General features: G+C 68.9%; 9 protein-coding genes. 4 read left to right on the forward strand and 5 right to left on the reverse strand.

The features are described from left to right. Nucleotide 1: 1 nt before the first annotated feature. The 4 genes from KVY00_RS04985 to rpoB form a co-directional block, all read right to left on the reverse strand. A complete protein-coding gene (locus tag KVY00_RS04985) occupies nt 2-484 on the reverse strand; it encodes a hypothetical protein (RefSeq protein WP_223044604.1) in 483 nt (160 codons plus the stop codon). Then, nucleotides 481-1,545: a hypothetical protein gene (locus KVY00_RS04990; protein WP_223044605.1), complete on the reverse strand. Its 1,065-nt coding sequence runs from the start codon at nt 1,543-1,545 to the stop codon at nt 481-483. The genes KVY00_RS04985 and KVY00_RS04990 overlap by 4 nt, the downstream gene beginning before the upstream one ends. A gap of 174 nt (nt 1,546-1,719) precedes the next feature. Next, a complete protein-coding gene (locus KVY00_RS04995) occupies nt 1,720-5,616 on the reverse strand; it encodes a DNA-directed RNA polymerase subunit beta' (RefSeq protein ID WP_223044606.1) in 3,897 nt (1,298 codons plus the stop codon). A gap of 43 nt (nt 5,617-5,659) precedes the next feature. Beyond that, nucleotides 5,660-9,157 carry a DNA-directed RNA polymerase subunit beta gene (rpoB, locus tag KVY00_RS05000; RefSeq protein WP_223044607.1) on the reverse strand — a complete coding sequence of 1,166 codons (3,498 nt, stop codon included), beginning with the start codon at nt 9,155-9,157 and terminating at the stop codon, nt 5,660-5,662. Between the two features lie 429 nt (nt 9,158-9,586). Between rpoB and KVY00_RS05005 the strand changes: the two genes are divergently transcribed. Genes KVY00_RS05005 through KVY00_RS05020 form a run of 4 tightly spaced genes read left to right on the forward strand, consistent with a single transcriptional unit; the run spans nt 9,587 to nt 11,906 of the window. Continuing rightward, nucleotides 9,587-10,255, forward strand: a complete 669-nt coding sequence (locus KVY00_RS05005; protein ID WP_223044608.1) for a phosphatase PAP2 family protein — start codon at nt 9,587-9,589, stop codon at nt 10,253-10,255. A gap of 10 nt (nt 10,256-10,265) precedes the next feature. Beyond that, on the forward strand, nt 10,266-10,577 hold the full coding sequence (locus tag KVY00_RS05010; RefSeq protein WP_223044609.1) for a glutaredoxin domain-containing protein: 312 nt from the start codon (nt 10,266-10,268) through the stop codon (nt 10,575-10,577). Further along, nucleotides 10,574-11,449, forward strand: a complete 876-nt coding sequence (locus KVY00_RS05015; protein WP_223044610.1) for a spermidine synthase — start codon at nt 10,574-10,576, stop codon at nt 11,447-11,449. Before KVY00_RS05010 ends, KVY00_RS05015 begins: the two co-directional genes overlap by 4 nt. After that, nucleotides 11,442-11,906 (forward strand): SprT-like domain-containing protein, encoded by a 465-nt coding sequence (locus KVY00_RS05020; RefSeq protein WP_223044611.1) that lies wholly within the window; start codon nt 11,442-11,444, stop codon nt 11,904-11,906. The genes KVY00_RS05015 and KVY00_RS05020 overlap by 8 nt, the downstream gene beginning before the upstream one ends. Before the next feature lie 24 nt (nt 11,907-11,930). On the opposite strand, the gene KVY00_RS05025 is transcribed toward KVY00_RS05020, so the two are convergent. Continuing rightward, nucleotides 11,931-12,506 carry a DUF4916 domain-containing protein gene (locus KVY00_RS05025; RefSeq protein WP_223044612.1) on the reverse strand — a complete coding sequence of 192 codons (576 nt, stop codon included), beginning with the start codon at nt 12,504-12,506 and terminating at the stop codon, nt 11,931-11,933. Between the last annotated feature and the right edge of the window lie 30 nt (nt 12,507-12,536).

Below are 12,536 nucleotides of genomic sequence, written 5' to 3' on the forward strand. Positions count from 1 at the left end.
ATCACTCGTCCTCCCCCGCGCGCTCCCACGGCCACTTCGGGGCGGGGCGGTCGGTGTAGACCCGGCGCGCGAGCACGCTCCAGAACAGCAGCGAAGCCGCGGCCCAGATCACGGGCAGCGCCGCCGCGAACGGGCTCACCCAGGTCTCGTCGACCGAGAGGCCGGCCAGCATCCCGCCGAGGCACCAGAGCAGGTACACGCCGCCCGCGACCGCGATGACGGTGCCCCAGGCGGGGCCGCGGCGGCCGCGCAGCAGCACGATCGCCTGCTGCCACAGCGCGGCGGCGAGCAGTGCCAGACCGAGGAACAGCAGGACCGGGGCTGCCCACCGGGGCACCCCGTCGCTCGAAATCGGATCGCGCTGCATGGCGAGAGAGAGCATCCCCCAGGTCGCGATGAGCAGCGCTGCGGCCACGATCACGCCGGCCAGAGCCAGGCCGGCGACGTAGCCGCGCGTCACACCGCGTCGGGGGCTTTCGGTCACGACTGAGTCGCCCGCTTACCGGCCGGGCCGGCCACCGAGGCGCCGAAGGGCTGGTCGGAGGCCGAGTGCTTCTCCTGGGACTCGGCGAGCGCGGCCTCGTACTCGGCGAGCGCCTCCGCGTTCTTCTGCTTCATGCGACGTCCGCGGCCGCCGATCCACGCACCGAACCAGATCGTGACTTCCCGCGCGACGAGCGCTGCCACGACCGCGGGCACCGTCAAGCCGAAACGCTCGGCGATCACCAGCGGGGGCAGGTGGAACAGCGCGCCGAACCCGCTCACATCGGTCATGACGCCGATGGTCGTCACGACCCAGACCGCGCCCGCGACGAGGAACCCGCCCAGCACATAGGCCCACCACCCTGCGCGGCCGACGATCAGCACGAGCACCGAGAGACTCACGAAGAAGGCCGCCACCGCGGCGGCGGTGCTCCACCTCAGCAGCTGCTCCGTCAGACCGTCGACGAACTGCGACGGAGCGAGCGAGGGCGCGAGCACCAGGGCGTACACCCCCGCGTACACGAGCGCGAACCCGACGGTGGCGAGCACGGAGATGAGCAGGCCGGCGCCGCGATTGCCGCGGATGTCGGGGGGCATGGGCGTCTGCATGTAGAGGGCCGCCATCGGGTGGTCGGCGCTGATGCGGATCTCGCCGTCCCGAGCCGGCGGGAGGGGCGCCTCGGCGGAGGCCGACGGAAGGTCGTCGAGCGCCGGCAGCGAAGCCACCTCGCTCTCCGCGGGCTCGGCAGGACGCCCGACTCCCAGCGTCTCGAGATCGAGCTGCGTGTCGACCTCGGAGGCGGCCTCACGGCGGGCGCGCTCGGCTTCGGCCTCGTCGGCGGGCGATGCCTCCTCCGCGTCCACCACCACGATCTCCTCGGCCGCGACGACCTCGCGCTCCGACCCCGCGTCGGAATCGGAGCTCGTGCTCCGCGATCGCTGCACCGCGGCGAGCACGTCGGTCTGGCTTGCCTCGGCCTCCTCCACCGGCGCCCCCGGATTCGCCGACGTCTCGGGGGCCTCTGCGGCTCTCGATGCGGGGGTCTCGCGGTCGTCGCTCATCGCTGCACCTCTCGTCGTGGGGCGCTCGGTCGCCGAGTCACCACCGAGCACATACTCTGGCCGTCACACTACAAGCAGCCGCCGACATTCCGGGGAGCCCGCGCGCAGAACACGCGAAAAAGGGCGCCCGCACCGAAGTACGAGCGCCCTTTCCACGGCCCGGGCCGCTCCCCGTTAGGAGTAGTTGCCCGGGTTGAACTCGTCAGCGGTGAAGCTGTCGAAGTCCACGAACGAGAGGTCGTTCTCGTCGAAGGTGCCCTCGGTCGCGAACAGGCGGTTCGGGTAGCGCTCCGCCTTCGCCTCCTCGGTCGCCTCGACCTCGACGTCGCGGTAGGTGCTCAGGCCGGTACCGGCCGGGATGAGCTTACCGATGATGACATTCTCCTTGAGGCCGATGAGCGGATCCTTCGATCCCTCCATCGCCGCCTGCGTGAGCACTCGGGTGGTCTCCTGGAAGGAGGCCGCCGAGAGCCACGACTCGGTCGCGAGCGAGGCCTTGGTGATACCCATGACCTCGGGGCGCGCGGTCGCGGCGCGCTTGCCCTCGAGCAGCGCCTCGCGGTTGATGCGCTGGTAGCGCGAACGGTCGACGAGCTCGCCCGGGAGCAGCTCGGTCTCTCCGTGATCCACCACGGTCACCTTGCGCAGCATCTGGCGCACGATCACCTCGATGTGCTTGTCGTGGATCGGCACGCCCTGCGAGCGGTAGACGCCCTGCACGCCCTCGACGAGGTACTTCTGTACCGCGCGCTCGCCCGGGATGTGCTTGCCGTCCTCGGTGGTGGAGCCCACCTGCAGGATGTCCTTCGGATCCAGCGTGCCCGCCAGGAACGGCTGGCCGAGCTCGACGTGGTCGCCGTCCTCGACGAGCAGCGTGGCGCGCTTCAGCACGGGGTACTGCTTCTCCTCGGTGCCGTCGTCCGGCGTGAGGAGGATGCGGCGGCTCTTCTCGGTGTCCTCGATCGTGATGCGGCCAGCGGCCTCGGCGATCGGCGACGCGCCCTTCGGGGTGCGCGCCTCGAACAGCTCCTGCACGCGAGGCAGACCCTGGGTGATGTCGTCGGCCGAGGCCGAACCACCCGTGTGGAACGTACGCATCGTCAGCTGAGTACCGGGCTCGCCGATCGACTGGGCGGCGATGATGCCGACCGCCTCGCCGATGTCGACGCGCTGACCGGTCGCGAGCGAGCGGCCGTAGCAGGTGGCGCAGACGCCCACGGCCGAGGCGCAGGTGAGCACGGAGCGCACCTTGATCTCGGTCACGCCGGCCTCCACCAGCTTGTCGATGAGCACGTCGCCCACGTCGTCGCCGGCGCTCGCCACGACGGTGCCGTCGGGCGACACCGCGTCGGTGGCGAGGGTGCGGGCGTAGACCGAGTTCTCGACGTTCTCATCGCGCACGAGCACGCCGTTCGCGTCGGCCGCGGCGATCGGGAGGTCGAGTCCGCGCCTGGTGCCGCAGTCCTCCTCGCGGATGATGACGTCCTGCGACACATCGACCAGACGACGGGTCAGGTAACCCGAGTCGGCGGTGCGCAGAGCGGTATCGGCGAGGCCCTTACGGGCGCCGTGGGTCGCGATGAAGTACTCCGCCACCGAGAGGCCCTCGCGGTACGAGTTGATGATCGGACGCGGGATGATCTCACCCTTCGGGTTCGACACCAGGCCTCGCATACCCGCGATATTGCGGATCTGCAGCCAGTTACCGCGGGCGCCCGACGACACCATGCGGAAGATGGTGTTGTCCTCGGGGAAGGACTCGCGCATCGCGGCGGCCACCTCGTCGGTCGCCTCCGTCCAGATGTCGGTGAGCGCCTTGCGGCGGTCGCCGTCGCTGATCATGCCGCGATCGTAGTCGCGCTGCACCTTGGCCGCGCGCTTCTCGTGCTCGGCGATGATCTCGCCCTTGTTCGCCGGGGTCACGACGTCGGAGAGCGACACCGTCACACCCGAGCGCGATGCCCAGTAGAAGCCCGCGTCCTTGATGCGGTCGAGGGTCGCCGCGACCTCCACCTTCGGGTAGCGCTCGGCGAGGTCGTTGACCAGGCCCGAGAGGCTGCCCTTGTCGGCCACGCGCTCGAAGTAGGGGTAGTCGGCCGGCAGCGCCTCGTTGAAGATCGCGCGGCCGAGAGTGGTCTCGACCAGCACGGGCTTCTCGGAGGTGACGCCGTTCGCGTCGGTGTAGCCGGTGAGACGCAGCTTGACCTTCGAACCCAGGTCGAGGGTGCCCTCGTCCATCGCCAGGATCGCCTCGGCGATCGAGCCGAACGCGCGGCCGGTGCCGGCGGCGTCCTTCTTGACCGTGGTGAGGTGGTGCAGGCCGATGATCATGTCCTGCGAGGGCAGGGTCACCGGGCGGCCGTCCGACGGCTTCAGGATATTGTTCGAGGCGAGCATCAGCACGCGGGCCTCGGCCTGGGCCTCGACCGACAGCGGCAGGTGCACAGCCATCTGGTCGCCGTCGAAGTCGGCGTTGAAGGCCGCGCAGACGAGCGGGTGCAGCTGGATGGCCTTGCCCTCGACGAGCTGCGGCTCGAACGCCTGGATGCCGAGGCGGTGCAGCGTCGGCGCGCGGTTGAGCAGCACGGGGCGCTCGCGGATGATCTCCTCGAGCACGTCCCACACCTCGGAGCGGGAGCGCTCCACCATGCGCTTCGCGGCCTTCACGTTCTGCGCGTGCGACAGATCCATGAGACGCTTGATCACGAACGGCTTGAACAGCTCGAGCGCCATCTGCTTGGGCAGACCGCACTGGTGCAGCTTGAGCTGCGGGCCGACCACGATGACCGAACGGCCCGAGTAGTCGACGCGCTTGCCGAGCAGGTTCTGGCGGAACCGGCCCTGCTTGCCCTTGAGCATGTCGCTCAGCGACTTCAGGGCGCGGTTGCCCGTGCCGGTCACGGGGCGACCGCGGCGGCCGTTGTCGAACAGCGCGTCGACGGCCTCCTGCAGCATGCGCTTCTCGTTGTTGACGATGATCTCGGGGGCGCCGAGATCGAGCAGGCGGCGCAGACGGTTGTTGCGGTTGATCACGCGACGGTAGAGGTCGTTGAGATCGGAGGTCGCGAAGCGGCCGCCGTCGAGCTGCACCATCGGGCGGAGCTCGGGCGGGATCACCGGCACGACGTCGAGCACCATCGCGGCCGGGCTCGCACCCGTCTGCAGGAAGGCGCTGACGACCTTCAGGCGCTTGATCGCGCGGATCTTCTTCTGGCCCTTGCCCTCGGCGATCTGCAGGTGCAGCGTCTCGGCCTCGGCCTCGAGATCGAAGGACTCGAGGCGCTTCTTGATCGCCTCGGCGCCCATGTAGGCCTCGAAGTAGTCGCCGTAGCGATCCATGAGGTCGGCGAACACCGCGTCCTCGGGCTTGAGGTCGCCCACCTTGAGGTTGCGGAAGTCCTCCCACACGCGCTGCAGCCGAGCGATGTCGTCGTCGAAGCCCTTGCGGATCGCCGCCATCTCCTTCTCGGCCGAGGCCTCGGCGCGACGGCGCTGATCCGCCTTCGCCCCTTCGGCCTCGAGCGCGGCGAGATCCGACTCGGCCTGCTGCTGGCGCTGCGCGATCGCGATGTCGCGCTGATCCTCGAGCGCCTTCAGCTCGAGACGCAGCTCGGCCTCCAGCTCCGCCATGTCCTCGCGGCGGCCCTCGTCATCGATGTCGATGATCATGTACGCAGCGAAGTAGATGACCTTCTCGAGATCCTTCGGCGCCATGTCGAGCAGGTAGCCCAGACGGGACGGCACACCCTTGAAGTACCAGATGTGCGTGACGGGCGCGGCCAGTTCGATGTGGCCCATGCGCTCGCGGCGCACGCTCGACTTCGTCACTTCGACGCCGCAGCGCTCGCAGACGATGCCCTTGTAGCGGACGCGCTTGTACTTGCCGCACGCGCACTCCCAGTCGCGGCTCGGTCCGAAGATCTGTTCGCCGAACAGACCGTCCTTCTCCGGCTTCAGCGTGCGGTAGTTGATGGTCTCCGGCTTCTTGACCTCGCCGAACGACCAGCTGCGGATGTCGTCGGCCGTGGCCAGACGGATCTGCAGCTCGTTGAAATCTGTACCCTCGAGCAAAATATTCTCCTTGAGAATCTGAAAAATCTACGTCTGGTGCGGCTTAGATCTCGTCGACGGACGAGGTCTCGAAGCGGCTGGACAGATTGATTCCGAGCTCCTCCGCGGTGCGGTGGGCCTCGTCATCGTTGTCGCGCAGGTTGACGGCGTTGCCGTCCGCGCCCAGCACCTCGACGTTCAGGCAGAGCGACTGCATCTCCTTCATCAGCACTCGGAACGACTCGGGCACACCCGGCTCGGGGATGTTCTCGCCGCGGACGATCGCCTCGTACACCTTGACGCGGCCGAGGATGTCGTCGGACTTGACCGTGAGCAGCTCCTGCAGCGCGTATGCGGCGCCGTAGGCCTCGAGCGCCCACACCTCCATCTCACCGAAGCGCTGGCCGCCGAACTGGGCCTTACCGCCGAGCGGCTGCTGGGTGATCATCGAGTAGGGGCCCGTCGAGCGCGCGTGGATCTTGTCATCGACGAGGTGGTGCAGCTTCAGGATGTACATGTAGCCGACCGAGATCGGGTACGGGTAGGGCTCGCCCGAGCGGCCGTCGAACAGGCGGGTCTTGCCGCTGGAGTCGATGAGCCGCTCGCCGTCTCGCGTCACGAGCGTCGAGTCAAGTAGACCGGCGATCTCGGCCTCGGTCGCACCGTCGAACACCGGGGTCGCGACCTTGGTGTTCGGCGCCGCCTCGAGGGCCTCCTTCGAGAGCTTCGCAGCCCACTCCGGGTTGCCCTCGACCTTCCAGCCCTGCTTCGCGATCCACCCGAGGTGGATCTCGAGCACCTGGCCGAAGTTCATTCGGCCCGGGATGCCGAGCGGGTTCAGGATCACGTCGACCGGGGTGCCGTCGGCGAGGAACGGCATGTCCTCGACGGGCAGGATCTTCGAGATGACGCCCTTGTTGCCGTGACGGCCGGCGAGCTTGTCGCCCTCGGTGATCTTGCGCTTCTGGGCGATGTAGACGACCACGCGCTGGTTGACGCCCGAGCCGAGCTCGTCGTCGTTATCGTTCTCGGCGTCGAACACCTTGACCGCGGTGACCGTGCCCGAGACGCCGTGCGGCACCTTGAGCGAGGTGTCGCGCACCTCGCGGCTCTTCTCGTTGAAGATCGCGCGGAGCAGGCGCTCCTCGGCGCTCAGCTCGGTCTCGCCCTTCGGCGTGACCTTGCCGACGAGGATGTCGCCCTGCTTGACCTCGGCGCCGATGCGGATGATGCCGCGCTCGTCGAGATCCTTCAGCGCCTCCATGCTGGCGTTGGGGAGATCGCGGGTGATCTCCTCCTTGCCGAGCTTGGTGTCGCGGGCGTCGATGTCGTACTCCTCGATGTGGATCGAGGAGAGGGTGTCGTCCTTCACCAGGTTCTGGCTGAGGATGATCGCGTCCTCGAAGTTGTGGCCCTCCCACGACATGAACGCGACGAGCAGGTTGCGGCCGAGCGCGAGCTCGCCGTTCTCCGTGGCGGGGCCGTCTGCGATGACCTCGCCGGCCTCGATGCGCTCGCCGGCCTTCACGATGACGCGGTGGTTGTAGTTCGTGCCCTGGTTCGAGCGGTCGAACTTGCGCATGAAGTAGGTCTTCGACCCGCCGTCGTCGTGCTGCACGGTCACGAAGTCGGCCGACACCTCCTCGATGACGCCGGACTTCTGGGCGGTGATCACGTCACCCGCGTCGATCGCCGCGTAGCCCTCCATACCGGTGCCGACCACGGGCGACTCGCTGCGCACGAGCGGCACGGCCTGACGCTGCATGTTCGCACCCATGAGGGCGCGGTTCGCGTCGTCGTGCTCGAGGAACGGGATGAGGGACGTGGCCACGGACACCATCTGGCGGGGCGAGACGTCCATGTACTGCACGCGATCGGAGTCGACCAGCACGACCTCGGAGCCGCGGGGGCGCGCGAGCACCTGCTGCTCGGCGAAGCGGCCGTCCTCGGTGAGCGGGGCGCCGGCCTGGGCGATGAGGTACTCGTCCTCCTCGTGCGCGGTCAGGTAGTCGACCTGGTCGGTGACCTTGCCGTCGACGATGCGGCGGTAGGGGGTCTCGATGAAGCCGAAGGCGTTGATGCGAGCGAAGGTCGCGAGCGCGCCGATCAGGCCGATGTTCGGGCCCTCAGGGGTCTCGATCGGGCACATGCGGCCGTAGTGCGAGGGGTGCACGTCTCGCACCTCGACGCCGGCGCGGTCGCGGCTCAGGCCGCCCGGGCCGAGCGCCGAGAGACGGCGCTTGTTGGTCAGGCCCGCGAGCGGGTTGTTCTGATCCATGAACTGCGACAGCTGCGAGGTGCCGAAGAACTCCTTGATCGCCGCCAGCACGGGGCGGGTGTTGATCAGGGTGTTCGGGGTGATCGCCTCGATGTCCTGCGTGGTCATGCGCTCGCGCACCACGCGCTCCATACGGCTGAGGCCGGTGCGCACCTGGTTCTGGATGAGCTCGCCCACGGCGCGGATGCGGCGGTTGCCGAAGTGGTCGATGTCGTCGGTGTCGAGGCGGACGTCGATATCCTTGCCGTCGCGCACGCCGGGGAGCGTCTCGGTGCCCGCGTGGAGGCCGACGAGGTACTTGATGGTCGCGACGATGTCCTCGAGCGACAGCACCGAGTCGGTGATGGGGGCGTCGACGCCGAGCTTCCGATTGATCTTGTACCGGCCGACCTTGGCGAGGTCGTAGCGCTTCGGGTTGAAGTAGCTGTTGTCGAGCAGGGCCTTGGCGGCCTCGATGGCCACCTGCTCGCCCGGACGCTGCTTGCGGTAGATGTCCTTGAGCGCCTCCTCCTGGGTGAGGATGCCGTCCTTCTCGAGGGTGAGCGCGATCGACTCGTAGCCGGCGAACTCCTCGAGGATCTCCTCGCTGGTCATGCCGAGTGCCTTGAGGAACACGGTGACCGACTGCTTGCGCTTGCGGTCGATGCGCACGCCGACCTGGTCGCGCTTGTCGACCTCGAACTCGAGCCACGCGCCGCGGCTCGGGATCACGCGGGCGGTGAAGACGTCCTTATCGCTGGTCTTCTCCTGTGCGCGCTCGAAGTACACGCCGGGGCTGCGCACGAGCTGCGAGACGATGACGCGCTCGGTGCCGTTGATGATGAAGGTGCCCTTGTCGGTCATGATGGGGAAATCGCCCATGTAGACCGTCTGGCTCTTCAGCACCTGGGTCTCGGTGTTGTAGAACGCCGCCTCGACGTAGAGCGGAGCGGCGTAGGTCTTACCGCGCTCCTTGCACTCCTCGATGGTGAACTTCTGCTCGTCGAGGATCGGGTTCTCGAACGAGAGCTGCATGGTGCCCGCGTTGTCCTCGATCGGGGAGATCTCGTCGAAGATCTCCTCGAGGCCGCTCTTCAGCGCGATGTCATCGCGCCCCTCGGCCTGTGCCTCTTTGACGCGCTCCTTCCACGCGTCGTTGCCGACGAGCCAGTCGAAGCTCTCGAGCTGCAGTGCCAGCAGGTTGGGCACCGACAGCGTGTCGGAAATCTTGGCGAAGGAGAGTCGCGAGTGGTTGCGACCGTTCTTCGGTTGGGTGGTTGACGATGCGTTGCGCGCAGCAGCCAAGGAAACTACCTCCGTGGGCCCCGTCGGGCCGGTTGACCTGGTCTTGCGAGAGATGCATCGGATCACGCGAGCGAGGCTCATCTGCGCTTTCGCGCCAGCTCCCGGGGCCTACCGATATATGAAGGCACACTGGTGTCCGTAGTGCAACTATCGACTGTAACACCATTGTTACCGTCTGTCCACTGCATTCGCGGAACTCTCCTCGCGGAGTCCAGGTCCCTCCCAGCATATTGCTCGCCGCGCCGGACGCAAATCGGCGCCGGGCCGATCGACCGCGGCAAGCACCCCTGATCCGCAAAGCACCGATCGACGCTTTTGCACCTCGCCGAGCGCTCTACGGGGTGCGCGAGCGTCGATCGGTGCGGAATGGAGCATGCGAGCAGCGGCCGCTCCGGGATGCTCGCAGGAGGCCGGGCTAGCGTGGATCGCATGTCCGCCTCCCCCAGCGCCGCCTCGCTCACTCGCACCGCGACCCCGTGGGCGTTCGCGGGCCTCGTGCTCATCGCGGCGCTGGGAGCGTACCTGCGGTTCGTGCACTCCGGCCCGTTCGGCGTCGACGAGTGGTGGCACGGCGTCGCCGGAGCGGCCCGCGGATCGGCGGCCTACGCGGTCGCGGTGTTCATGGCCGAGGCGGGAAGTGGGATCGGCGCCGCCGCGTGCACGGCGATCGCGGCGGCGCTGCTGCTCGCGCTCCGCCGCCCTCGCGACGCGGCCTCCGTCGCGACCGCGATGGTGATCGGCATCGCTGCATCCGAGACCCTGAAGGCGCTCGTACTGCGTCCGCGCCCGTGGGATCCGCTCTTCCACGCCTCCGGCAGTTCGTATCCCTCCGGGCACTCGATGGGGGCGGCCGCACTGGCGTGCTCGCTCGCGCTGGTGGCGGCGCAGACCGAGTCCCTCGACGAACGGGTGAGACGACTGATGTGGATCCTGGCCGCTTCGTGGGTTCTGGTGATGATGTGGAGCCGCGCGGCACTGCACGTGCACTGGCTCAGCGACACCCTCGCGGGCGCGCTGCTCGGGATCTGCGCGGCCGTGCTCGGCCGGCGGATGTGGGTTCGCCGACGGCCGAACGCCGATGTCGGAGGTGCGGCCTAGGCTGGTGGTCATGAGCGAGACCATCATCTTCGGGGCCGACTGGTGCGGTGATTGCCGCCGCGCCAAGCTGATCTTCGACCGGGCCGGCGCCCCCTACCGCTACGTCGATCTGGTGCAGGATCCCGCGGCCGCCGAGGTGGCCCACGATATCAGCGGTCGCACCAACATCCCCGTCATCGTCTACCCCGATCGCAGCCACCAGGTCGAGCCGTCGAACGCCGACATGCTGCAGAAGATCGCGGAGCTGGGGCTCGGCGGCGCGAGGGCCGAGGGAGCGACGCGGATCGAGGCCGACGGCTCCACGACCGAGACGGCGCCGTGAGGCTGCCCGCCCCCGTCACCCTCGGCTCCGGCCTCACCGCCGAGTTCGAGGAGGACCGGTGGGTGCCCGGCGCGATCCAGCTGCTCGTCGACGGCACGCCGCAATCCCACGTCAATCTGCGCGACCCGTCCGAGCTCTTCTTCGAGTACGTGCGCCGCATCGGTCACGTGATCGATCTGTTCCGCCCCGCCGGCGCGCCGATCTCGGCGCTGCACCTGGGCGGAGGCGCGTTCACGCTCCCGCGGTACGTGGAGGCGACGCGTCCGGGCAGCCGGCAGCAGATCATCGAGCTCGAGGGAGCGCTCGTCGATCTCGTGCGCGAAGCCGCTCCGCTGCCGCGCCGCGCGAGCATCCGCATCAGACGCGGCGATGCGCGCGAGGTTCTCGGCAGGCTACCCGAGGGCATGCGCGGCGCGATGGACCTCGTCGTCGTCGATATCTTCTCGGGCGACCGCACCCCCGCCCACGTCTCGAGTGCCGAGTTCTACGAGCTCATCAGGCCGCTCCTGGCTCCGGACGGCGTGGTCGTCGTGAACGTCACGGACGGGGCCGGTCAGGCCTTCACCCGGGGCCAGGTCGCGACACTCGCCTCGGTCTTCTCCACGGTCGCCGCGATCGCCGAACCGCAGGTGCTGAAGGGACGGCGCTTCGGCAACGTGGTGCTGCTCGCTTCCGGCGATCCGGCATCCGCAGACGGGGCGGCCGCCCCCGATCTCGAGTGGTTGCCCCGTCTGCTCGCGGGAGGCCCCCACCCCGCGCGCATGCTGGTCGACCGCGAACTGACCGAGTGGTTGCGGGGCGCGCGACCCGTCACCGACGCCGACGCGGCCCCGAGCCCGGAGCCGCCGCCCGAGGTGTTCGGCCGTGGCTGAGCTCGCGCGCGTGCGGGTGTGGGCCGAAGCGCTGATCCGGATGCACCTCGAGCCCCGTTTCGGCGCGGGCGCGTGGGGCTTCGACTTCGACCGCGCGAAGCGTCGAGCCGGCCTCTGCAACTACACCGAGCGCCGCATCACGGTGTCGCGCTACCTCGCCGACAAGTTCGACGACGACGAGATCCACCAGGTGCTGCTGCACGAGGTGGCGCACGCGATGGCCGGCCCCGACGCCGGGCACGGCCCGGAGTGGAAGCGGATCGCGGCCGAGATCGGTTACGTCGGCGGGCGCACGCACGACGGCGAGATCGCGCACGAGAGAGCTCCGTGGGTGGGATCGTGCCCGGCGGGCCACGAGCACTACCGCTTCAGGAAGCCGACCCGCGTCACCTCCTGCGGCAGATGCGCGCGGGGCTTCTCGCGCGCCCACGTCATCGCCTGGCAGCGGCGGGCCTGATCCCGAGCCGCGTTCTCGCCCGCCCTAGCACCCCACGGCGGCGAGCGCGTCGCGCAGCAAGCGTCCGCGGCCGTCGGGCAGCTCGTCGAGGGTGTCGGGCGAAAGCGCCTCCGCCGGCGACATCCAGCTCACCTCGAGCGCGTCCTGCCTGGGATTGCAGGTGCCCGTGACCGGCACCACGTAGACCAGCGAGACCGCGTGCTGACGCTCGTCGACGTAGGGCGATATGCCGGGCATCGGAAAATACTCCGCCACCTGCAGCGGTACGAGCGTCGCCGGCATCTGCGGGAAGGCCATCGGGCCGAGATCGTTCTCGAGATGCCGGAAGAGCGCCTCGCGCAGCGTCTCCCCGAAACGCACCCGTCCCGAGACGAGCGAGCGCGTGATCACACCCTCGGGTGTACTGCGCAGCAGCAGCCCGACCTCGACGATGCTGCCGAGGCCGTCGAGCCGCACCGGCACGGCCTCCACGTAGACGACCGGCAGTCGGCCTCGGACGAATCGCAGTTCGTCGTCGCTCAGCCAGCCGGGGTTGCCGGCCGGCGCCGGGCGATCCTCCGGCCCCTCCGGTTCGGGCAGCTCCGCGGTGTCGATGCTCATGGTGCCATTCTTGCACCGCCGCACGGCGGC

Origin of the sequence: Leucobacter tenebrionis, from assembly GCF_019884725.1 — a bacterium.
Taxonomy (GTDB): domain Bacteria; phylum Actinomycetota; class Actinomycetes; order Actinomycetales; family Microbacteriaceae; genus Leucobacter; species Leucobacter tenebrionis.

Excerpts from the sequence above, each read along its gene's own strand:
- KVY00_RS04990 (WP_223044605.1), bottom strand. The coding sequence starts at position 1,545 with ATGAGCGACGACCGCGAGACCCCCGCATCGAGAGCCGCAGAGGCCCCC.
- KVY00_RS05005 (WP_223044608.1), top strand. The coding sequence starts at position 9,587 with ATGTCCGCCTCCCCCAGCGCCGCCTCGCTCACTCGCACCGCGACCCCG.
- KVY00_RS05010 (WP_223044609.1), top strand. The coding sequence starts at position 10,266 with ATGAGCGAGACCATCATCTTCGGGGCCGACTGGTGCGGTGATTGCCGC.
- KVY00_RS05025 (WP_223044612.1), bottom strand. The coding sequence starts at position 12,506 with ATGAGCATCGACACCGCGGAGCTGCCCGAACCGGAGGGGCCGGAGGAT.